Genomic DNA, 22886 nt, shown 5'->3' on the forward strand with positions numbered 1-22886 from the left:
CGAAGGCGATGACAGCGACCTTTTCCTGTTGGGCCGCGGTTTGGAAGAAACCGACGATGCTGTTTTGTCCAAACAGCTTGTCATGCTCGGATTCCGACCAATTGACGACCGCCAAATGTCCGCCCGCGAATACATGCGTTTCTTTGATGACCCCGGAGACCTACGGCCCGTTGACCTGCTTACTTCGCCAGAGCCTGAGGGGTATTACCAACATTTGTTCGAGGCGATCCGAGCAGCAGAAGAACAGCCGAACGCCGAACACATCGGCGCTGCTTTGAAGATTGGACTGGCGGCTCCTGATTCAATTGTTGCTCTTGCTGCGCTGAGTTCGTGCCTCAAACTGTATTCGCCAGAATCCTTTTCACCACGCCTTTGGCTTGGTGTGCTTACGGCACGTTGGGCGCAATTGGATCCGCTCTCGCAAGATTTGATTGCTGTATTGTCGTCCGCTCTGATCTCCGACCCGTCGATTTCGAGTGTTCCACCGGCGCCGCCGCAACAAATAACCGGTGTCCCGGGGTTGCTTCTTGTTCATGGCACTCACTTCGAAGTCAATCCTGACCCCACATGGTACTATCCCCATGTCGGAGATCTGCACAATTACATCAAGCCGCATCGTAACGACATCTATTCAGGGCAGAACTACTATGAATGGGAGGGCAGATGGTCTGATCGCGGTCGCCATATTGCTGCCAAACACTTGAAAAACTGGATAGATCTCGAGGTTTATCACGGCTGTGATGTGGTTGCCCACAGCCACGGCTGCAATGTCGTCATGAAAGCGGCCGAGATGGGGGCACATTTCAACAAAGTTGTTTTCTTAAGCTGCCCGGTACACTGGCATAAGTACAACCTGAATTCTGGCCGGATCAATGTGCCGTATTCTGTTCGGGTCTGGTTTGACTTCGTGATCCTGGCAGACGGCGGGAAACAAAAGTTCCCCGCCAGTGCCAACGTTGCCGACGAGGTGGTCGGAGGTTGGTTCAGTGGGCATTCTGCCACGCGAACATCGCAGATTTGGGGCAATCACGCGTTGGAAACAAAGCTGATCTGACTTGCCTGGGTAAGTGCTATCCGTGAAACGCGGCAACTGTCTTCAACTGTGAAAAGCCGTACAAAGCTTCGAACCCTTTTTCGCGGCCGTGGCCGGATTTTCCTACCCCACCAAACGGCAGTTCAACACCGCCGCCTGCACCGTAGTTATTGATGAAAACCTGACCTGAGTGCAGCGTTTTCGCCAACCGCATCTGCCGCGCACCGTCGCGTGTCCAGACACTGGCGACAAGGCCATAGTCGGTGCTATTGGCTATAGTTAGAGCCTGTTCTTCGGTGTCGAACGGGATCAGAACCTGAACGGGACCGAAGATTTCGTCGCGGGCAAGCGGGTGATCCGGTGGCACGTCCGCGAACAAGGTGGGCCGGACATATGCCCCGGTTTCCGGCGCATCCTTTGTGATCATCCCTTTTGCCGCAACGGTCAGATCGGCGCCTTTGTCCAGAAAGCTGTTTACGATCTGCTTTTGCCGGTCCGAGATCAGTGGTCCAACGCGAAGATCCTGCATCGCGGGTCCAACGCTGAGCTGTTCATAGGCCTCGGCCATGCGGGATTTGACCTGATCATAGATACCGCGCTGTACCAGAATGCGGGAGGAGGCCGAGCAGGTCTGTCCTGCGTTCTGAATGCCCGCATTCACCAGAAACGGCAGGGCGGCATCCAGATCGGCATCATCAAACACCAGCTGGGGGGATTTTCCGCCCAGTTCCAGCGTCACAGGCACTACATTGCGCCCCGCGGCCTGCTGCACCAGGGCCCCCGTGGCGACCGAACCAGTGAACGAGATATGGTTGACCCCCGGATGCCCGGACAGTGCGGCTCCGGCCTCGGCCCCCAGACCGGGCACAACATTCAGTGCACCTGCTGGCAGACCCGCTTGCTGTGCAAGATGGGCAAAGGCCAGCGCGGTCAGACAGGCCTCTTCCGCCGGTTTCAGAACACAGGCGTTGCCCATGGCCACCGCGGCCCCGACCGAGCGCCCGATAATCTGCATCGGATAGTTCCAGGGCACGATGTGGCCTGTCACCCCATGGGGTTCGCGCAGTGTATAGACGGTGTAGCCATCGAGATAGGGAATGGTCTCACCCATCACCTTGTCCGCTGCACCCCCGTAGAACTCACAATAGCGCGCCAGCGCGATGGCATCGGCGCGGGCCTGCGTCAGGGGCTTGCCCACATCCATCGCCTCAAGCCGCGCCAGATCGTCCACCCGTTCCAACACCAGCTGGCCCAGCCGGGTCAGGATGCGCCCACGCTCCAAGGCCGTCTTGCGCCCCCAGTCGCCCTTTAACGCAGTTCTGGCGGCGGCGACCGCCGCGTCAATATCCACACCCGAGCCGCGCGGGATCCGGCAAATCTCGGTTCCGTCTGACGGGTTGGTCAAAGGCAATGAGTCGCCTGATGTCGCAGGTATCCAGTTTCCGCCAATCAGGCACAGGGTGGGATCAAACCAGAGTGGTTGGGTCATTTTGGCCTCCGTTCAGGCTCTAACAAATGGTTTTACGCCAATAACTTCCCGATTTCAGGCAATTGGGGCGCGGCGGCGATCAGGGTTTGCGTGTAGGGATGCTGCGGGTCCGAGAATACCTGTTCGGTCTTGCCATGTTCGACAATTCGTCCGGATTGCATCACCAGAACATGATCGGTGATGGTGCGCACCACACTCAGATCGTGGCTGATGAACAGGTAAGTCAGATCATAAGCCTCGCAGAGTTCGGCAAGCAGATCGAGGATTTGGGCGCGCACCGATACGTCGAGGGCTGAAACCGCCTCATCGAACAGGATCAGTTCCGGCCGAATGATCAGAGCGCGGGCAATAGCGATCCGCTGGCGTTGCCCGCCCGAAAACTCGTGAATGTATTTGCCCGCATCATCAGGGCCGAGGCCCACTGCCGTCAGCATCTCTGCAATCCGGTCCTGGCGTTCGGACCCCTTTGGTGGCGTTTCCAACAGGTGAAAAGGTTCTGTAATCAGGCGCGCGACACGGTGGCGGGGATTGAAGCTGCCATAGGGGTCCTGAAACACGACCTGCATCTTGCGACGTACCGCAAGGTTGGGCCTGTGGCCGGTGAAAACCGGCTGACCATCCAGCATAATCTGACCAGATTGGATCTCTTCCAACCCTAAAATAGCCCGTGTTAGGGTCGATTTTCCGCAACCGGACTCGCCCACCAGCCCTAAACGCTCCCCTCGGTTGAGGGTAAAGCTGACACCATCCACCGCGCGGTGGTGGCGCGGCGCATCCAGCAGACCTTTGCGGGGAAGGCGGTAATCCCGGACGACCTGCGAAACCTCCAGAAGCGGGCGTTGCTGTGTAGGTTCAGGCAGGGTGACCTGATGACCCGAAGCTTCGAACAACATACGGGTATAGGGGTGCTGCATATCTCGAAACAGGTTTCGCGTCGCGCCACTTTCGACGACCTCGCCGTGACGCATGACGACAATCTGATCGGCCATGTCCGAGACCACAGCCAGATCATGGGTGATCATCAGCAGGCCCATATCATATTCGCGAACCAGCCCTTTCAGCAAATCAAGGATCTGCGCCTGCGTGGTGACATCCAGCGCCGTAGTCGGCTCATCCGCGATCAATAGCCTTGGGCGCAATGCGATGGCCATTGCGATGACCACACGCTGACGCTGCCCGCCCGACAGCTCATGCGGATAGCGCGACAGAGGAAACCTGTCGGGTGGCAGGCCAACCCGGGTCAAAACCTCTGCGGCGCGGGTCCGGGCCTGAGCAGGAGGCATCGCCTTGTGGATCAGGATGGTCTCCATCACCTGATCGCCGATTGTTTTCACTGGGTTGAGCGCCGTCATCGGTTCCTGAAATACCATCCCGATGGACGCGCCACGCAAGGCGCACATCTCGGCCTCGGATTCGGAAAGCAGGTCAGTGCCATCCAGTCGGATTACGCCGTCTGCCGTTGCCCCGTTTGGCAGAAGCTGCATCACAGCCAGTGCTGTCATGGATTTGCCCGAGCCGCTTTCACCTGTCACCGCCACGATCTGGCCCGGGTCGATGGACAAGTTGACCTGTTTCAGGATCGGTACCCCGTGGATCGACAGGGACAGGTTTTCGACTTGCAGCAACGTCATGCCCGCGCCACCCTGATCCTTGGGTCCAGCCAGTCGCGCAGACCATCACCCAGCAGGTTCAAACCCAATACCGTGACAATAATCGCCAAGCCCGGAATCAGAGCCAAATGCGGGGCAAAACTGACCATTGTCTGGGCGTCCGCCAGCATCCGGCCCCAACTGGGCGTCGGAGGTTGCGCGCCCAGACCGACATAGGACAGTCCCGCCTCGGCCAGTATGCCCAGCGAAAATTGGATGGTGCCCTGAACGATCAGCAGGTTGGCGACATTGGGCAGGATGTGTTCGGCTGATATCCGTGCGGCACCTTTGCCCGACACACGGGCGGCAAGGATGAACTCGTGCTCCCACAGCGACAATGCAGCCCCTCGGGTGATGCGGGCAAAGACGGGGATGTTGAAAATACCGATCGCAATGATCGCGTTGATGGCACCGGCACCGAACACAGCCGTGATCAGGATGGCGATGACCAGCGAGGGAAAGGCAAAGACCAGATCGTTGCCACGCATGATCACCTCATCCAACCACGACCCTTTGCGTGCGGCGGCTGTCAGGCCAAGGGGTACGCCCAGCGCCATGCCAATCCCCACGGCCACCAGAGCCACCGCAATCGAAGTGCGTGCACCGACCATGATCATCGAGAACATGTCGCGGCCGAAGTGATCTGTTCCAAACCAGTGTTGTGCATCGGGCGTCTGAAGTTTGTTGGGGATATCCAGCGCGGCATAGTCGTAGGGTGTCCAGACAAACGAGATCAGCGCCGCCAGCACCACCAGCGACGACAGCGCCGCGCCCAGAATCAGGTTGCGGCTCATGACCGGCTCCTCAACCGTGGGTCAACGGCTGCGTAGGCCAGATCCACCAGAAAATTCACGGTGATCACCGCAAAGACCAGCAGCATCACCACCGATTCAACCACGATCAGATCGCGGGCCGAAATGGCCTGAAACACCAACCGCCCGAGGCCCGGCAGGTAGAACACCTGTTCGATGATGATCGACCCGGCCAGCAGGAAGGAAAACTGCAAGCCGATGATCGTCAGCACGGGGATCAGCGCGTTCCGCACCCCATGCCGCCACAGAGCCTGACGACGCGACAATCCCTTGGCCCGCGCGGTGCGCATGAAATCCTCACCCAGAATATCCAGCAGCGCTGATCGCATAACGCGGGCCAGGATCGCGGCCTGAGGAAGGGCCAACGCAATGGCGGGCAAAGTCAGCGAACGCAGCCCCGCCCAAAGGCCCTCGCCCCAGCCAACAAACCCACCGGCATTGAACCAGCGCAGGTTTATGGCGAAGATCAGCACCAGCATCATCGCGAACCAGAAATTGGGCACAGCGATACCAAGCTGTGTCGCCCCCATCACCGCCAGATCCCCGGGCTTGCCCCGGCGCGCGGCGGCATAGATCCCGGCAGGAAAGGCGATCAGCGTGGACAGCGTGAGCGCATACAAAGCCAAGGGCAACGATACCCACAGCCGGTCCGCAATCATCTGCGACACCGGTGTGCGATAGGTGTACGAGGTGCCGAAATCTCCGGCTACCATCCCTCCGACCCAGTTGAAATACCGCTGCACCCTGGATCCATCCAGACCCAGTTCAGCCCGCAGCGCGGCCAACGTATCCTCCTGCGCGTTGACACCCAGCATGAACGATGCCGGGTCCCCCGGTGCGACCTCGATCACGGCGAAGATGACCACCGAGGCGACGGCAAGGCTGGCAAGCAATGAGATCAGTCGTTTAAGGGTATAGCGAAGCATTGAGGCCACGTTAGGGTCTCAGCCGTCACGGGTCCAGCATCTACGGCATCGGCAGACCGGCAAATGGCGCTGCGCAACCTTTGTTCCTTTCCGCCTGTCAATCCGAATGCAGGACCTGACCCCGATTTTCACCATGTTTGTTGCGCGTTTTTTCGATTTCGCACATTCCGAGTTTTGCTACACTTGTTCGAACCGTTTCCGCAGGCCAGAGCGGCCAAGGAGCAATCCGGGCCGAACCAGGATTTACTGATAGTGTAGCGCTCATGCTGACAGAAAATAGAATTGAGATCGGGTTTCTGCTGTTCGATGGCTTTCCGATGGCTTGCCTGACCTCGGTCATCGAACCGCTGCGCGCTGCAAATGAGATCGCCGGGCAAGAGGCATTTCGCTGGTCTCTTGTGGCGGAAAACGGGGGAAAGGTCAGCTCCAGCGCTCATGTGCGTTTTGAGGCTGAACGCAACCTCGCAGACTGTAAGCCGATTGATATTCTGTTCCTGCTCAGCAGTCCGACCTCGGGCTTCAGAAACCCTGCCCAGGGGAATGGTGCGTTGAGGGCTTTGTCACGCCACGGGACAATTCTGGGCGGTATCAGCGGCGGCGTTTTCCCGCTCGTGCGGTCGGGAGTCATGACCGGCCATCCGGTATCGGTGCACTGGTGCTACGAAGCCGCGTTTCTGGCCGAGTTTCCACAGATCGATGCAAGGCGCGAAGTGATCGTGTCGGATGCCACGCGGTATACAGCGGCCGGGGCGGCGGCCGCGTTTGATCTGGCCCTGCATCTGATTCAGGACCGGTTGGGCGGCGAAGTCGCGCATGAGGTGGCCTGCTGGTTCCAGCATCCGATGATGCGAGGGGAAGGTGTTCAACAACAGGTGCCCAGTGCAAGCAAACCTGCCACTGGTGAAAAGCTGCCGCCGCTTGTGGCCCGATGTGTCGACCTGTTCGCAAGCCGTATCGGCAATCCGATCTCGATCGCGGACATAGCGGATCAAACGGGCGTCACCCCCCGCCAGATCGAGCGCGCCTTCAAACAGGCCACAGGGCAAAGCCCCAGCCATTATTTCCGCTCCATGCGGATGAAGGCGGCCCGTCAGATGGTTGTCTATACCAAGGACCCTATTGCCGACATTGCCGCGGCCATCGGATACAGCTCGGTCACGCCGTTGGTGACGCACTACCGATCTGCCTTTGGTTTGAGCCCCAGCGAGGACCGGCGACGGATCAACCGGTTTCGGGTCGAGGATAACGCCCCGCTGCCCTCAAGCTGATCTTGCCTTCAAAGCGCCGATTTCATTGCGGCCACAATCGCATGATGCAGTGACCCGGCAGACGATCTTGGCCCGTAAATACTGAACGAACCAGAAGCACGGCACAGGACGAAACACCCCAGGTGATGGATAGACGTGCGGGATGCGGCACCGACCGCCATTTTTCGGCAATCCAGATTGCTTAGCAATTCCAGCACTGCCAACACGCCTTCTCCGTCCAGATCAAACCTGACCCATGCGTCTGTCTGTTCGGAAACCGATGCGTTGTCCCCAGTGTTTTCTTTCACCAGATGCGCCAGATCTTCATGTGTCTCAAAGGGCGCTTCGATCATCCATTGCTCGGGCCCGGTCCAGAAGGCGACGATTGGCCCGCCGGTAAATTGCCCGACGGCAGGCGTTTCCGCTCCGATCACTTGGGATACGGCATTCCGGGTTTTGTCTTCCCGACCCAGCCGAGCGGCGACCGAGGCCAGCGCCACACCCGGAGTTTCGGTACAGGTCACGCTTCCGACCCTGTCGATCTTGGGTTCGGTTCCACCCAGCGCGGTTATTGCTACAAGATCATGCACGGAGCCGTTCTCCCTCGGGGTCGACGAAATGGGCCGAGACGATTTCAACCTCGACCGTCAGATCGGTCACTGGTGACACAAGGCGCATCTTTTTGCCCTGACGTGTGCCGCCGTTTTTCAAAAAGCCAAGGCCGATATGGCTGTCCAGCGACGGCGAAAATGCCGCCGATGTGACATAGCCCTGATCATGGGCAGCATCCACGGGACCCGTGGCATTCATCAGATGCCCTCCGGCGGTTACCTTGTCGCCAGCGTTCACAGGCTTGATGCCAACCATCATCAAAGCATCTGGTTCGTTCAGCCCTTCACGCTCGGACAGGATTGAGCCGATGCTGTCTTTTTTCTTGGATACCATCCGACCCATTCCAAGGTTCAGGGCGGTGGTGGTTCCGTTCAACTCGTTGCCTGCGGCGTGACCCTTTTCGATCCGCATGACGCCCAGCGCTTCGGTGCCGTAGGGTACGACATCGAACTCTTCACCTTTCTGCATCAAACGCCGCATCAGCGCGTCGCCGTATCGCGATGGCACCGCGATTTCAAAGGCCAATTCGCCCGAGAAGGAAATACGGAACAACCGCGCGCGCAACCCGCCGCATACGGTGATGTTGCCGCAAGCCATGAACGGGAAGCCTTCGTTCGAGAGGTCGAACTCGGGATCCACGATCTTTTGCAGAAGTTTGCGCGAATTGGGCCCGGCTACCGCGTATTGTGCCCAGGCTTCGGTGGTCGAGATCAGCTGTACATCCATGTCCGGGAACAGGCATTGCCGGACAAATTCCATATGCTGGTAGACCTTGACCGCATTCGCAGTTGTGGTGGTGACCACGAAATGATCCTCGGCCAGACGCGCGGCGGTACCGTCATCCATCGCAATTCCGTCTTCGCGCAACATCAGCCCATAGCGGGTTTTGCCGACGGCCAGTTTAGCAAATCCGTTGCAATAGACCCTGTTCAGGAAATCCGCCGCATCCGCACCCTGAACATCAATCTTTCCAAGCGTGGTGCAGTCGCACACCCCGACCGAGGCACGGGTCTGGCGCACCTCACGGTCAACGGACTCGCGCCAATGGGTTTCACCGGGCAGCGGGAACCACTGTGCGCGCAGCCAATTGCCGACCTCGACAAACACCGCGCCGCGTTCCTTGGCCCAGTAATGTGACGGGGTCAGGCGAGTTGGATGAAACTCTTTGCCTTTCATCCGGCCAGCAAAGGTTGCAATCGGAACGGGCGTATAGGGCGGGCGGAAGATCGTTGTGCCGGTTTCCGGAATGGACTTACCTGCAAGTTCGGCCATGATCGCAAGCCCGCCCATGTTCGAGGTCTTGCCCTGATCGGTGGCCATGCCCAAGGTGGTATAGCGTTTCAAGTGCTCGACCGAACGGAACCCTTCCTGATGGCTGAGCTTCACATCCTTGACGGTCACGTCGTTCTGCTGATCCAGCCACGCGCGGCTGCAACCCTGAACATACCAGAACGGTGTCTGCGAGATCGGGGTATCCTCGGCCTTAGGCAGATCGGGCAGCGGGCCTTTCAGGCCCAGCGCCTGCGCCGCACCTTCTGCCCCGGATTGCAGGGCGCCATGGGTGGACATCACACCATTCGCCGCCCCTGCGACGGACAGCCCAGGCGGCAAGTCCGTGCCAGGCACAAAGGCCGCCAGATCTTCGTTCCAAGCGGGACGCCCCCGTTGGTGGCAGGTCAGATGCACGTTGGGGTTCCAGCCACCCGAAACGCCAAGCGCTCCGCAGTCCAGCGTGCGCGACGACCCGTCTGCCAGCTCAACCTCGACAAAGGTCAGCCCCAGTCGGCCTTTGGTGTCCCTGACCTGCGCGCCACGCAGAACCTCATAGTCATGGCTGGTCGGAGCGTCGTTACGAACGTCGACGACGGCAGCAATCCTGATACCTTTTGCGTGCAGATCCGCAGCTGTGCGGTGGCCGTCATCGTTGTTCGTAAAGATGGCGACACGTTGCGCCGCCGTGCTTGCAAACCGATTGGCATAGGTGCGCAGAGCACTTGCCAGCATGATGCCAGGCCTGTCGTTGTTTTCAAACGCGATGGGCCGCTCGGTCGCGCCAGCGCATAACAGGGCGCGTTTGGCGTAGATGCGCCAGAGTATCTGGCGCGGTTTACCGGAAGGCAGAGAAGCAAGATGATCGCCCGTCCGCTCAACTGCACCATAGATGCCGTGATCAAAGGCACCGATCACGGTCGTGCGCGGCATCAGGCGGACGTTGGGCATTGCTGACAGTTCAGCGACACTCTGCTTAACCCATTCGGTCGCATCACCGTCGTTCAGCGAAAAGGTTTCACTGTTGAGCCGCCCACCAAGTGCGAAATCCTCATCCGCAAGAATGACCTCGGAACCGGCCCGGCCCGCAGTCAGTGCCGCCATCAATCCGGCTGGACCCGCGCCGATTATCAGCAGATCGCAATGCCGGAACCCTTTGTTATACTCATCGGGGTCTTCCTGCATCGACAACGACCCAAGTCCCGCAGCGCGGCGGATCATCGGCTCATACAGCTTTTCCCAGAACGCAGCAGGCCACATGAAGGTTTTGTAGTAGAACCCCGCCGTCAGAAAGGTCGAGAATCTGTCGTTGATCGCCAGAGCATCGAATTTCAGGCTGGGCCAGCGGTTTTGGGAATGGGCCTCAAGCCCCTCGAACATCTCAACGGTCGTGGCACGGGTGTTGGGTTCCTGACGGTTGCCGGTGCGCAGCTCGACAAGGGCATTGGGTTCTTCCGAACCGGCAGTCAGCACGCCACGCGGGCGATGGTATTTGAACGACCGGCCCATCAAGCGCACGCCATTGGCCAGAAGGGCCGAGGCCAGCGTATCGCCCGGATGCGCAGTGTAACTGCGGTTGTCGAATTTGAAGTTCAGGGTTTTGGTGCGGTCGATCTGACCGCCGCTCAGCCTGTTGTCTTGAGTCATTTGGAGCGCCCCTGTGCCCGGGCCACGTCACGGGCCAGTTCCACTTTGGAAATCTCATGTGTCGCGGTATTGCGGGTCACGACCAGCCAGGATCGGTCGCCCCCCTCGTGGAACCACAACTCGCGGTGTTCGCCAGCTGGATTGTCGCGCAGATAGGCGTAGTCAAAAAACGCTTCGGCCGCGTTTTCGGCCTGCCAGTCGGGCCTGTTGATCAACGAAGCGTCTCCCAGATAGACGAACTCGGAACTGTCACGCGGGCCCAGCAAGGGATGATGGATGATCATGGTGCTGCTCCCCTCAGTGCAGGTTGGGCTGGTTGCCCATACCTTTTTCGTCGATCATGCGACCTGTGCGGAACCGGTCGAACCGGTAGGCGGTTGCGGTCGGGTGCGGTTCATCCTTTGCCAGCAGATGCGCAAAGCAATACCCCGACGCCGGAGTTGCCTTGAACCCGCCGTAACACCAGCCGCCATTGAAATAGAGGCCATCGATGCTGGTCCGGTCGATGATGGGCGATCCATCCATGGACATATCCATGATCCCGCCCCACATCCGCAGCAGGCGCGCGCGACCGATCATCGGCATCAGGGCCATGCCACCCTCGCAGACATCTTCGACCACGGGCAGGTTGCCGCGTTGTGCGTACGAATTGTACCCGTCGATATCGCCACCAAAGACCAGCCCGCCCTTGTCGGATTGACTGACATAGAAATGCCCCGCGCCAAAGGTGATGACCCCAGGCAGAACCGGCTTCAGACCTTCTGAAACGAAGGCTTGCAGGACATGGCTTTCGATTGGCAACCGCATACCCGCCATGCCCATGACACGCCCTGAATTTCCGGCCACGGCACAGCCAACCTTGCCTGCGCCAATGAACCCTTTCGAGGTTTCAACGCCCAGACATCTTCCGTTTTCGATCCGGAAACCGGTCACTTCGCAGTTTTGGATGATATCGACACCGTGGCTGTCCGCCGACCGGGCATATCCCCAGGCCACCGCGTCGTGCCGAACCGTGCCGCCGCGCCGCTGGGCCAGCCCGCCCTTGATCGGGAACCGGGCATCGTTGAAGTTCAGGAATGGGTATTCCTTGCGCACCTGTTCGGCATCCAGCAGCTCGGCATCCGCGCCGTTCAGGATCATGGCGTTGCCCCGTCGCGTAAAGGCGTCGCGCTGGGCGTCCGTGTGGATCAGGTTGATGATCCCGCGCTGGCTGACCATCGCGTTGTAGTTTACGTCCTGCTCAAGACCTTCCCACAGTTTCAGCGAGAACTCGTAGAAAGGTTCGTTGCCGTCCAGCAAATAATTCGAGCGGATGATGGTTGTATTGCGCCCGACGTTGCCGCCACCGATCCAGCCTTTTTCAATCACCGCCACATTGCGGAGGCCGAATACCTTGGACAGGTAATGCGCCGTTGAAAGGCCATGACCGCCACCGCCGATGATGACGATGTCGTAATGTGGCTTGGGCTCTGGCTCGCGCCAGGCCGGTGTCCACCCTTTGTGCCCGGTAAGAGCCTCTTTGATGACCTTGAAACCAGAGTATCGCATGAATCGGACCTTTTTTTTCAGAATCCCCTAAAAAACGGGTTTTGGATACTCTTGAATCCGACATCTGTTGTGTTGAATCAGACACCACGGCAATTAGCAGAGCTTGCTAAATCTTGCGATTTTCCTATCGCTGGCAGCGCGCGGTGTGCGCCACCTTAGTCCTGCAACGCCGACAAGGGTCAGAAAAGCCGGTAGCCCATGGCTATCCACACGATTTCAGAAATACATAGAATGTGGGGTTCAGCCCTAAGACGTCATCAGAAAGGCAAAAACGGCATAGCCGATGATGGCGGCATATCCCAACGGGTAAATCCATTTGATCGCGTAATTGTCGAGCTTTCTGGCCGTCTCTTCCCGACCGGACGTTTTCAATTTGCGCAGCATCACGCTGAAGACAATAATCGTTCCTGTCATCAGGAACATGCATTGCAGAATGAAATCCAGAAACGTCAGATAGCCAAGCTTGGGCAAGTCAGCGGAAATGGCCCAGTTGAAGGCCACAAAGACCAACAGATTGCCGCCCGCGATCTCGATCCGTTTCCGGTATTCATCCAGAAAGAAAAGCGCCCATCCCACTGTGATCAGCACCAGCATCGGCAGGAAAATGCGGATGGTGTAATATGTCAGGTGCCGAGTGCCTTCGAAGACAAGTTCCACCCGGTCGCTTTCGTTGCCCGACAAACCGGTCGTCGTTGACGTCAGAGCCCTGGCATTGCCAAGTATCCACTCCTCTTCGCCCAGCATGTCACCCAGGCCGGAGTATTCATCAAGCGAGTGATAGTGAACGAATTGCGAAGGAAACACCGATACGACCTCGAAGTGAAATTCCTGCGTATCGAACGGGTATTTGCGAAAGTTGAAATGCGGAGCCTGCAAGGTCAGCGAGGATTTTTCGACAAAGGTCACGTGACCGTCATGACGCACGGCAACTGCGGATTCATGAATCCATCGATTGGACTGTTGGTTGTGGATAACAAAAGCCGGGGTTACCACATCCAGCTCAGCGGCGTATTTCACGAAAGCGGGAGGTTCAAAAACCCGAAAATCACGACCAAGGCTTGCTGCATCAAACGCCAGTTCCGGGTCTGTCCATTCGAACCGCAGTACAACCACGGCACCATAGTTTTCGGATTGCTGATCGACGCCGGTAATCTGGTCGATCTTGATACCAACCCCGACCTGCAGCGGGTTGTCCGGGGTTCCCACCAGCGTATCCTGCTGCCCTTGGAACAAGCCCTGCGCAAAAACAGCGCCTGGAAGGACAGACGCGAAAAGCAAAAGAACGAAACCTGCAAACAAGCTTTTCATGATCGTTAGAAACGCATTTCGCAATGGTGAGACTGGGCCCGTTAAGCAGGCCCAGTCAACTGATGTCATTCAGACCAGGAAATGGCGGTCAGGTCGATTGCCGCAGTTGGTGCGTTTTCCCAAAGGCCCTGAACACCGGCCTTGGCGACGCCCAGCTTGGCCAGCTGGAACAGGTACCCGTTGACATAATCGTTCGAGATGAGGCGCTGCGCCTCACCCAGAAGACGGGTCCGTTCCTCGGGGTCGGTGGTGGTGTTCAGCGTCTCCATCAGCGTCTGAAAGTCGATGCTGTCATACTGGAAGTAATAGTCGGGCCGCGCATAGATGCCGATATCCATCGGTTCGGTATGGCTGACGATGGTCAGACCAAATTCCTTGCCCTTGAACACCGATTCCAGCCACTGGGCCCATTCGACGTTGATGATCTCGGCCGTGATGCCGACCTCGGCCAGCTGTGCGGCGATGATTTCACCGCCCCGGCGCGCATAAGATGGCGGTGGCAAGTGCAGAGTTGTCTCGAACCCGTTTTCAAACCCGGCCTCTGCCAGCAAGGCCTTGGCCTTTTCGGGATCATACGCGGACTGGCCCGTCAGATCGACATAAGCGGGGTTGTGTGGCGCAAAATGCGTGCCGATTGGGGTGCCGTATCCGAACATGGCGCCGTCGATGATGGCCTGTCGGTCAATCGCATGGGCCAACGCCTGCCGGACACGAATGTCATCGAATGGCGGCTGTTTGTTGTTGGTGGACAGGATCGTTTCACCCTCGGTCGATCCAACCAGAACCTGAAAGCGCGGGTCAGCCTCGAACTGAGGCAGGTTCTCCGGTGCCGGGAAGTTGTCGAACACGTCCACATCTTCGGCCATCATGGCCGCAAATGCGGCGGTCGGGTCCGAGATAAATTTGAACGTCGCAGTCTCTAACGCCGGTTGGTCGCCCCAATAATTGGGGTTGCGGTTCAGTGTTATGCTGTCGCCCTGAACCCAGTCGCCAAAGGTAAAAGCGCCGGTGCCAACCGGGTTTGTCTTGATGTTCTCGATGCTTTCAGGCGCGACGATCACCGCGTCACCCCAGGCAAGATTGAACAGGAAATTGCCGTTCGGATCGGCCAGGGTGATCCTGACTGTCAGCGGATCCACGGCTTCGACGCTTTCGATCCCTGCAAACAGAGCTTTCTGCGCGTTGGCGCTGTCCTCGGCCGTGGCCCGGTCAAGGGTGAATTTAACATCCTCGGCATCCATGGTCGTGCCGTCATGGAAGGTCACGCCGTCGCGCAGTTTGAAGGTATAAGTTTTGCCGTCTTCGGAAATCTCCCAGCTTTCCGCAAGGCCGGGCACGACCGAGCCGTCGCCCATGAAACGGGTCAGACCTTCGAAGATGTTAGTGTAGACAACCGAATCGATGGCCTGAGCAGCGGCGCTGGTCGGATCCAGATGCGGGGGTTCCAGCTGCATGGCGATGGTGATGTCGGATTTGGCCAAAACCTGCGTCGCCAACAGGCTGGCGCCGATCGCCACGGTCGACGCGAATGTCCGAAGCACGTGTTTTGTCATGTGAACTCTCCCAACTGAAAATCTGCGCCCATGTTTTCCGGGCCGTTTTATCGGCAGTGTTCCTTTAAACCTGAGGTCAATCAAGGGAATGTTCGCGCAACCGGGGTTTCTTTGGCCCCGGCCGATCTGCTATGCCGCACTGCAACATAAGCCCTGCAGGAGCCAACCATGAGCGCCACCGCCCGCAAAAAGGCCCCGAACGCCGAAGATATTCGCGCCCGAAAAGGCGGCGTGCCTCTGGTCTCGCTGACCGCATACACAACGCCTATGGCGCGCCTGATGGACACGCATTGTGACTTTGTTCTTGTGGGGGACAGCGTCGGGATGGTTTTGCACGGGCTGGAATCCACCCTTGGTGTCACGATGGAGATGATGATCCTGCACGGTCAGGCCGTCGCACGCGGGTTGAGCACGGCGATGATGGTCATCGACATGCCGTTTGGCAGCTATGAGGAAAACCCGGCACAGGCGTTTCGCAACGCGGCGCGGCTGATGGCGGAAACCGGTGCAGGGGCAGTCAAGCTGGAAGGCGGTGTCGAGATGGCCGAAACCATCCGCTTTCTGGTCAAGCGCGGCATCCCGGTGATGGCGCATATCGGTCTGACCCCGCAATCGATCAACACCCTGGGCGGTTACAAGGTGCAGGGCCGTGACGAGCAGGCTGAAGCCGTCATGGCAGACGCCCGCGCCGTGGCCGAGGCTGGCGCGTTTTCCGTGGTGCTTGAGAAAGTGCCGCAAGGTCTGGCCGACAGGATCACCGAACAGGTTGCCATCCCCACCATCGGAATCGGAGCGTCTGCCGGTTGTGACGGGCAGATTCTGGTCGTCGATGACATGGTCGGCTTTTTCACCGCCTTCAAACCCAAATTCGTCAAACGCTATGCCGAGCTTGGCCCGTTGGCCGAAGCCGCCATCGCAGATTATGCGGCCGAAGTGCGTGCCCGGACATTTCCGGCGGACGAACATGTCTTTGCTGATCAGGCTCCGGCGAAAGGACCAAAGACGTGACCGCGCCGATCCTGCGCTCGCTGGCGGAACTGCGGACCAAGACGACAGAGTGGCACCGTGCAGGTGACGTAATCGGCGTTGTTCCAACCATGGGCGCACTGCACGAAGGGCATTTGTCGCTGGCGCAGGCCGCCAACGATAACTGTGACCGGGTGATCGTGACGATCTTTGTGAACCCCAAGCAGTTCAACAACCCCGAAGACCTGGCGAACTATCCCCGCACGGAACATGAAGACGCGCAAAAGCTGGCCCCTTATGGCGTGGATGCGATCTATGTGCCGGACCCTCAGGAAATCTATCCCGACGGCTTTTCCACCACGGTATCCGTGACCGGTTTGACCGACATGATGGAAGGCCCGTTTCGCCCCGGCCATTTCGAAGGCGTGGCAACTGTAGTGGCCAAGCTGTTCCTGCAAACGCAGGCGGACCGAGCCTATTTCGGGGAAAAAGACTATCAGCAGCTGCTGGTGGTGCGCCGCATGGCCCGCGATCTGGACATTCCCATCGAGGTTGTCGGCTGCCCGACCGTGCGCGAACCTTCGGGGCTGGCAATGTCGTCGCGCAATCTGCTTTTGTCGCCCGAGGGCGTAAAGGTCGCGTCCCGCATGAACGAGATCATGCGGCGGGTGGCAGATAAGCTTGCCGCTGGCAAGGATTTCGCGGCGCTGGCGCAAGACGCAAAAGCCGCATTGCTGGACGCTGGTTTTACCGAAGTGGAATATATCGATCTGCGCTGCGCCGAGACGCTGGAAAGCCTGCCCAATGCCAGCAAACCCGCGCGCTTGTTCGTTACGGCCTGGGCCGATGGCGTCCGCCTGATCGACAATATTCCCGTCGATCCGGTCTGATTTCTGCTCTGGCCCCGGCGCCGTTGTTTGCGCTAAAGTCGCGCAAAATGACACCGGGGAGAGCGGACATGACCTTTATTCTGGCAATTGATCAGGGCACCACGTCCTCGCGCGCGATCCTGTTCGACGGGCAGATGAACCGTGTTGGCACCGCTCAGCAGGAGTTCCCCCAGCATTTCCCGCAAGAAGGTTGGGTTGAACACGACCCCGAGGATATCTGGTCCAGCGTCATGCATGTGTGTCGCGAGGTGATGGAAAGCGCCGGTGTTTCGGCTGACCAGATCACGGGTATTGGTATCACCAACCAGCGTGAAACCACCGTGGTCTGGGACAAGCAGACCGGCAAGGCCATCCATAACGCGATTGTCTGGCAGGACCGCCGCACCGCCGAAATCTGCGCCCGATACAAGCAAGCCGGGTGTGAAGATGACGTCACCGCCCAGACCGGCCTGCTGCTGGACCCTTATTTCTCGGGCACCAAGGTCAAATGGCTGCTGGACACCGTTTCAGGCGCACGCGCGCGGGCTGAGGCCGGAGAGTTGCTGTTCGGCACCATCGACAGTTTCCTGATCTGGCGTCTGACCGAAGGTCGTGTCCATGCCACTGACGCCACCAACGCCGCCCGCACCCTGCTGTTCGACATTCACAAAGGCGCCTGGAGCGCTGAGATTTGCGAATTGCTGGATGTACCCGTTCAAATGTTGCCGACCGTGCAGGATTGCGCCTCGGATTTCGGCGCAACCACCTTGCTTGGTGGGAATATCCCCATTCTGGGTGTGGCAGGCGATCAGCAGGCAGCCACCATCGGTCAGGCCTGTTTCCAGCCCGGTATGATGAAATCCACCTATGGCACGGGCTGTTTCGCGCTGCTGAACACGGGCGCGCAGCCGGTTGAATCGAAAAACCGCCTGCTGACAACAATCGCTTACCAATTGGACGGTCAGCGCACCTATGCGCTGGAAGGGTCGATCTTTATCGCCGGGGCCGCCGTGCAATGGCTGCGCGATGCGTTGCAGATCATCGATTCGGCCCCGCAAAGCGGCGATCTGGCGGCGCAGGCCGACCCGAACCAGCATGTGATTCTGGTGCCGGCGTTCACGGGCCTTGGGGCTCCTTACTGGAAGCCGGATTGCCGCGGTGCGATGTTCGGGCTGACACGCAATTCCGGCCGGGCCGAGATTGCCCGCGCCACGCTGGAAAGCATCGCCTTTCAGACCCGCGACCTGTGGCACGCCATGCAGGGCGACTGGGGGGCCGAGGCGGATGTCATCTTGCGCGTCGACGGCGGGATGAGTGCATCTGACTGGACCATGCAGGGTCTTTCAGATTGTCTGGGTGCCCCGGTGGATCGCCCGGTTATGCAGGAAACGACCGCCCTAGGCGCCGCATGGCTGGCAGGTATGAAAGCCGGGATTTACCCGGATCAGGCCGGTTTTGCCGAAACATGGGCGCTGGACCGCCGGTTCGAGCCAACGCAAGAGCAAGCCGAACGCGACGCGGCCTATGATCGCTGGCAACGGGCGGTTCAGGCGGCGATGGCGTTCTAGCTGTGATCTTTCAACAAGCGCTGCTTTTGCCGTGACCAGTCGCGCTTGGCCTGGGTTTCGCGCTTGTCGTGGGTTTTCTTACCCTTGGCGATGCCGATTTTGATCTTGGCCAGTCCTCTGTGGTTGAAATACAGAACCAGCGGCACCAGCGTCATGCCCTTGCGCTGCGTCGCGTTCCACAGGTTCGACATCTGCTTGCGGGACACCAGCAGTTTCCGGCGGCGACGTTCTTCATGCTTGAACATCTTGGCCTGCTCATACGGCGCGATATAGCTGTTGACCAGCCACAGTTCTCCGTCATCGACCGTGGCATAGCTTTCGGCGATGTTCGAGCCGCCCGCGCGCAGGGATTTGACCTCGGACCCCTGCAGGATGATGCCACATTCAATGTCCTCTTCGATTGCGTAATCGAAGCGGGCGCGCCGGTTTTCGGCGATTACCTTGTAATTCGGGTCTGTCTTCTGCTTGGCCATGACGCGTTGATTTAGGCGGCTTGGGCCGCCCTTGCAAGGCAGGGATTTTCGGTGTGCCTCAGGATTTAGCTGAAATGATCAGGTCCGGGCCGAAAATCGTGTCCGCATGGTTGTGCAGGTAGATCTTGAGCCACGGTGTAAACCGATCCGGGTGGCGGGCCACTTCGGCCAACAGGTCATGGTAGTCGATCCAGCGGATATCCATGACTTCGTCCGGATCAGGCGCGATTTTCAGCGGTCCGCGCACATGGGCCAGAAAAACGTCGACCACTTCGTTTTCCACCATGCAGTTCCCAACATCGGCGTGGTATTCCAAACGGTGACGGTATTCAGGATAAAGACCTGTGATCCCCAGTTCTTCGTTCAAACGGCGCACGGCGCAGGTTGACGAGCTTTCGTCCCAGTCGGGGTGTGTGCAGCAAGTGTTCGCCCACAGGCCGGGCGTGTGGTACTTGCCCAGCGCCCGACGCTGCAACAAAATCTCGGTGCCCCTAACGACAAACACCGACACGGCCTTGTGCTTGAGGCCCTTTTCGTGAGCTTCAAGTTTGTCTACCGGGGTCAATTCACCATTGACCCAAGCCGGGATCATAATGCCCATCTGTCCTCTCCTGTTGCCAATCCGCCTGACGGGCGCTGATGTTGGGTTTAGCTGTTGCCGGGTCGGCTTGGCGTTGCGGCACACTCTGCGGTTTGCCGTCAGATACCAAAGTGGCGCTGTTCTACACTGGTATCAATCGCACCAAAGGCCGCAGGGGCTGCGGCCTTTGGTCCTTGTGCATGGGTGCACAATGCTAGCGTTTATTCGCCTGATACACTGACGATATAGGCGTAGACGTCTTCACCGCCGCTTTTCAGTTTGAAGGTCATTTTCGACTTGGCAGCGGTGTCGTCCAGATACGATTTCAGGAAGCCCTTAGGGTCCTGCGTGTATTCCGCAAAGGAGGCCTCATCCCAGACCAAACCCTTCTCACCGGCTGCGACGATGCTGTCGCCATATTTGAAGTCTTCGTAGGTTCCGGCAGTGCGGCCGGCGACACCAAAGAGGTTGGGACCGGTTTTTCCGCCTTTGACAATGACTTCTCCGGCCGGGTCAGCGATCATGTGGCAGGACTTGCATTTGTTGAAAGCTTTCTCACCGGCTTCGGCATCGCCTTCGGCATGGGCGGGCAGCGCCAGCAGGCCAGCGATTGCGATAGTGAGGATACGATTCATAGCTTGTGCTCCGATACAAATTGGCTGCACCGAATGGACCCCCGGCGCATAAAAGTGTCAACGCGCGGATTGCCGCGCGCATCTACAGTGCCACTGCGACACATGGTGTGTCCTTAACTTAAGTCATGTACAGCGGTCCAGCAGGGCAACAGGTCTCCTTCCGCCGGGGTCGCCAGATAAACCGCCCGCGCGATGGCGCGGGACAGGCACAGCGAAGCCGCGTGCCCGATCAGAGCGAGATCGGCCTCGGATGCGATGGGGCGGGCGCCGGTACTGATGCCAAAAACCAGATCACCGTCGCCGGGTGTGTGTGCGGGAAGGATCGCCCGGGCAATTCCGTCGTGGGCGGCAACGGCCAATCTTTGGCATTGTGGTTTGGTCAATGCGGCATCCGTGGCAACGATGGCGATGGTCGTGTTTGTCTGTTCGGGTTGCGCTGGACTCATGGCCATCGCTTTGCGGCTGGGGCGGATCCGGCTTTGATCCGGCGACATATCGGGGCCCAGCCCGCCAAATTCTGCACCTTGTTCAAAGGGTGCCGCCCAAAAGTGCCGGTCACCCGGTGTTGTGACACTGCCCAGCGGGTTCGTCGCAACGAGGGCCCCGACCGTGACCCCATCAGGCAGAATGGACGAAGCAGAGCCAAGCCCGCCCTTCTGCATTGCGGCCAACGCCCCGGTGCCCGCCCCGACGGACCCCAAATCAAAATCTTTTGAAGCGGCCAGATAAGCGGCTCGCCCCAGCGCACGATAGGGGTTTTCCGCCCAATCCTTTGCACCGCCATTGAGCAGGTCAAACAGGATCGCGCCGGGAATGATCGGAACCTTCGCTGAACTGACGGGAAACCCGCGCCCTTCAGCCCACATCGCATCTGAAACACCCGAGCAGGCGTCCAGTCCAAAGGCCGATCCGCCGGACAGAACCAGCGCGTCCACCCCTGTGACGGTTTTATCAGGCGCAAGCAGATCGGTTTCGCGCGTACCCGGTGCCCCGCCCATCACATGGACCGACGCAACGAACGGTTTATCTGCCGTGAGGACCGTGGTCCCGGACTTCAGCGCATCGTCCTGAGCGTTTCCAACTGCCAGGCCGGGGACATCGGTAATCAGGTTTCTTGGTCCAGGGATCATCTTGAACTCGGGATTGGTGCGGGGAAGCGCGCGGGCGCGCGCTGCCTCCGGCGGGGATATTTTTGGCCAGATGAAGATCGGATCAGATACATCGGCCGCCATCGACCTCGAGCGCGGTGCCGGTGATCATGCTGGCCTCGTCCGAACACAGGAAACAGGCGGCGTTGGCCATATCTTCGGGTGTTGAAAACCGTCCCAGTGGGATGGTCGCCAGGAACTTGGCGCGGATCTCGGGCGTGTCTTCGCCCATGAAAGATTTCAACAGCGGTGTTTCGCCCGCCACTGGGCAGATCGCGTTCACGCGTATGCAGGTTGGGGCCAGTTCGACCGCCATGGTCTTGGTTGCAGTGATCATCCACCCTTTGGACGCGTTGTACCAGTTCAGATTCGGGCGCGGAGACAGGCCCGCCGTCGAGGCTACGTTCAGAATTGCACCCGCGCCGCGCGCCTTCATATGGGGAACAAATGCCCGGGCGGTCAGATAGACGGACTTCATGTTCACGTTGAAGACCCGGTCGAAATCATCCTCGGTGACATTTTCCAGAGGGGTTGGCAAGTGGGTGACACCTGCGTTGTTTACCAGAATATCGAGCGCCCCAAAGGCGGCGAGTGCCGTGTCCGCCATCTTTTGAACTGAAGCCCTATTGCCGACGTCGACCTGGTGCGCCAATACCCCGGCCCCAAGTTGCCCCGCCATATCAGCGGCTGCGTCACGATTGATGTCCGCGATCATGACGCGTGCGCCTTCGGCCAGGAATTTCTGCACGATCCCCGCGCCAAAACCCGATGCACCACCGGTGACGATTGCGGTTTTTCCCTCCAGCCTCATGACGTTGCCCTTTTGCAGCCTTTGCGGGCCAGACTATCAACGCCCCGGCAAGATGCCAGATCAATCTTCAGACACCTTGCCCCGCAGCGCCTTGACGTCGCCACGCGCCTTTTTCGCGGCAAGTCGACGCTTGACCGAACCATAGGTCGGTTTCGTTGCGATCCGCCGTTTGGGTTTGACCAGCGCGCGGGAGATCAGTTCTGCCAGCCTTGCACGCGCGATTTCACGGTTGCGGGCCTGCGAGCGTGTTTCCTCACATTGAATGATGATTGCGCCGTCTTTGGTCCAGCGTCGCCCGGCCAGTCGCTTTAACCGGGCTTTGACCGGATCGGGCAAGGACGGCGAGCGCGCGGCTTCGAAGCGCAGCTCGACTGCGGTCGACACCTTATTGACATTCTGCCCTCCGGGACCGGACGACCGCACAAAGCTTTCGGTCATTTCCCAGTCTTGCAGCGCGATATCATCGGTGATGTGCAACATGGCAGTGTCAGCTTGGTGACTTGGGCGAATGAATAGGAAGAGTAGCGATCCCGACCCGTGCCGTCGGATACCCGCAATATGCGGGCGGGCGTAAGCCATTGCGGCACAGCATTTCAGCAAGTCTCCTCATCCTCGGTGCCTAACGCAGTGCATATGTGCGATCAAGCCTGCTTTAGCAGGTCGCGCATTTCAGAATCCTGGCGGTGGCCGGGCCGTTTGTTCGCGTCAGCTGCGTTCGTTACCGAAGACGTCATGTTGTTGGC

At 59.0% G+C, this 22886-nt stretch carries 21 protein-coding genes; 5 read left to right on the forward strand and 16 right to left on the reverse strand.

Annotation, left to right across the window (positions count from 1 at the left end):
• Positions 1-40: 40 nt before the first annotated feature.
• Positions 41-1054, forward strand: a complete 1014-nt coding sequence (locus ACR0AP_RS09520; RefSeq protein ID WP_480506546.1) for a hypothetical protein — start codon at positions 41-43, stop codon at positions 1052-1054.
• Positions 1055-1070: 16 nt separating this feature from the next.
• Here ACR0AP_RS09520 and ACR0AP_RS09525 read toward each other — a convergent pair whose 3' ends face one another.
• The 4 genes from ACR0AP_RS09525 to ACR0AP_RS09540 are packed head-to-tail and all read right to left on the reverse strand — an operon-like array spanning position 1071 to position 5909.
• Positions 1071-2522: an aldehyde dehydrogenase family protein gene (locus ACR0AP_RS09525; RefSeq protein ID WP_480506547.1), complete on the reverse strand. Its 1452-nt coding sequence runs from the start codon at positions 2520-2522 to the stop codon at positions 1071-1073.
• Between the two features lie 32 nt (positions 2523-2554).
• Positions 2555-4153 (reverse strand): ABC transporter ATP-binding protein, encoded by a 1599-nt coding sequence (locus ACR0AP_RS09530; protein WP_480487844.1) that lies wholly within the window; start codon positions 4151-4153, stop codon positions 2555-2557.
• Positions 4150-4965, reverse strand: a complete 816-nt coding sequence (locus ACR0AP_RS09535) for an ABC transporter permease (RefSeq protein WP_480506548.1) — start codon at positions 4963-4965, stop codon at positions 4150-4152. The genes ACR0AP_RS09530 and ACR0AP_RS09535 overlap by 4 nt, the downstream gene beginning before the upstream one ends.
• Complete coding sequence (locus tag ACR0AP_RS09540) at positions 4962-5909, reverse strand: ABC transporter permease (protein ID WP_480487848.1); 948 nt, start codon at positions 5907-5909, stop codon at positions 4962-4964. The genes ACR0AP_RS09535 and ACR0AP_RS09540 overlap by 4 nt, the downstream gene beginning before the upstream one ends.
• Before the next feature lie 263 nt (positions 5910-6172).
• Between ACR0AP_RS09540 and ACR0AP_RS09545 the strand changes: the two genes are divergently transcribed.
• Positions 6173-7177, forward strand: a complete 1005-nt coding sequence (locus ACR0AP_RS09545) for a GlxA family transcriptional regulator (protein WP_480482737.1) — start codon at positions 6173-6175, stop codon at positions 7175-7177.
• Between the two features lie 8 nt (positions 7178-7185).
• On the opposite strand, the gene ACR0AP_RS09550 is transcribed toward ACR0AP_RS09545, so the two are convergent.
• The 6 genes from ACR0AP_RS09550 to ACR0AP_RS09575 all read right to left on the reverse strand — a co-directional run bounded on the left by ACR0AP_RS09550 (position 7186) and on the right by ACR0AP_RS09575 (position 15093).
• A complete protein-coding gene (locus ACR0AP_RS09550; RefSeq protein WP_480506549.1) occupies positions 7186-7746 on the reverse strand; it encodes a sarcosine oxidase subunit gamma in 561 nt (186 codons plus the stop codon).
• Positions 7739-10684: a sarcosine oxidase subunit alpha family protein gene (locus ACR0AP_RS09555; RefSeq protein WP_480506550.1), complete on the reverse strand. Its 2946-nt coding sequence runs from the start codon at positions 10682-10684 to the stop codon at positions 7739-7741. Before ACR0AP_RS09555 ends, ACR0AP_RS09550 begins: the two co-directional genes overlap by 8 nt.
• On the reverse strand, positions 10681-10968 hold the full coding sequence (locus ACR0AP_RS09560) for a sarcosine oxidase subunit delta (RefSeq protein WP_480506551.1): 288 nt from the start codon (positions 10966-10968) through the stop codon (positions 10681-10683). Before ACR0AP_RS09560 ends, ACR0AP_RS09555 begins: the two co-directional genes overlap by 4 nt.
• A 13-nt stretch (positions 10969-10981) precedes the next feature.
• Positions 10982-12232 carry a sarcosine oxidase subunit beta family protein gene (locus ACR0AP_RS09565; protein WP_480506552.1) on the reverse strand — a complete coding sequence of 417 codons (1251 nt, stop codon included), beginning with the start codon at positions 12230-12232 and terminating at the stop codon, positions 10982-10984.
• Positions 12233-12478: 246 nt separating this feature from the next.
• The gene (locus ACR0AP_RS09570; RefSeq protein WP_480506553.1) at positions 12479-13438 is read right to left on the reverse strand and encodes a ligand-gated ion channel; all 960 of its coding nucleotides are present in this window, start codon (positions 13436-13438) and stop codon (positions 12479-12481) included.
• A gap of 167 nt (positions 13439-13605) precedes the next feature.
• Positions 13606-15093, reverse strand: a complete 1488-nt coding sequence (locus ACR0AP_RS09575) for an ABC transporter substrate-binding protein (protein WP_480506554.1) — start codon at positions 15091-15093, stop codon at positions 13606-13608.
• Positions 15094-15261: 168 nt separating this feature from the next.
• On the opposite strand from ACR0AP_RS09575, the gene panB reads away from it, so the two are divergent.
• The 3 genes from panB (at position 15262) to glpK (ending at position 18496) form a co-directional block, all read left to right on the forward strand.
• Positions 15262-16101, forward strand: coding sequence for a 3-methyl-2-oxobutanoate hydroxymethyltransferase (panB, locus tag ACR0AP_RS09580; RefSeq protein WP_480506555.1), 840 nt, complete (start codon positions 15262-15264; stop codon positions 16099-16101).
• Positions 16098-16949, forward strand: a complete 852-nt coding sequence (gene panC, locus ACR0AP_RS09585) for a pantoate--beta-alanine ligase (RefSeq protein WP_480506556.1) — start codon at positions 16098-16100, stop codon at positions 16947-16949. Before panB ends, panC begins: the two co-directional genes overlap by 4 nt.
• A 68-nt stretch (positions 16950-17017) precedes the next feature.
• Positions 17018-18496, forward strand: coding sequence for a glycerol kinase GlpK (gene glpK, locus ACR0AP_RS09590; RefSeq protein WP_480487857.1), 1479 nt, complete (start codon positions 17018-17020; stop codon positions 18494-18496).
• On the opposite strand, the gene smpB is transcribed toward glpK, so the two are convergent.
• The 6 genes from smpB to arfB form a co-directional block, all read right to left on the reverse strand.
• Complete coding sequence (gene smpB / locus ACR0AP_RS09595) at positions 18493-18969, reverse strand: SsrA-binding protein SmpB (protein WP_209505165.1); 477 nt, start codon at positions 18967-18969, stop codon at positions 18493-18495. The two genes, glpK and smpB, sit on opposite strands and share 4 nt — an antisense overlap.
• A 58-nt stretch (positions 18970-19027) precedes the next feature.
• Positions 19028-19570 (reverse strand): isopentenyl-diphosphate Delta-isomerase, encoded by a 543-nt coding sequence (gene idi / locus ACR0AP_RS09600; RefSeq protein ID WP_480487859.1) that lies wholly within the window; start codon positions 19568-19570, stop codon positions 19028-19030.
• Positions 19571-19770: 200 nt separating this feature from the next.
• The gene (locus ACR0AP_RS09605) at positions 19771-20184 is read right to left on the reverse strand and encodes a c-type cytochrome (RefSeq protein ID WP_480482716.1); all 414 of its coding nucleotides are present in this window, start codon (positions 20182-20184) and stop codon (positions 19771-19773) included.
• Positions 20185-20297: 113 nt separating this feature from the next.
• A complete protein-coding gene (locus ACR0AP_RS09610) occupies positions 20298-21314 on the reverse strand; it encodes a P1 family peptidase (protein WP_480506605.1) in 1017 nt (338 codons plus the stop codon).
• A gap of 82 nt (positions 21315-21396) precedes the next feature.
• A complete protein-coding gene (locus ACR0AP_RS09615; protein ID WP_480506557.1) occupies positions 21397-22143 on the reverse strand; it encodes an SDR family oxidoreductase in 747 nt (248 codons plus the stop codon).
• 60 nt (positions 22144-22203) lie between these two features.
• Positions 22204-22623: an alternative ribosome rescue aminoacyl-tRNA hydrolase ArfB gene (gene arfB, locus ACR0AP_RS09620; RefSeq protein ID WP_209505170.1), complete on the reverse strand. Its 420-nt coding sequence runs from the start codon at positions 22621-22623 to the stop codon at positions 22204-22206.
• Positions 22624-22886 lie beyond the last annotated feature (263 nt).

The organism is Ruegeria sp. AF7, assembly GCF_056541885.1.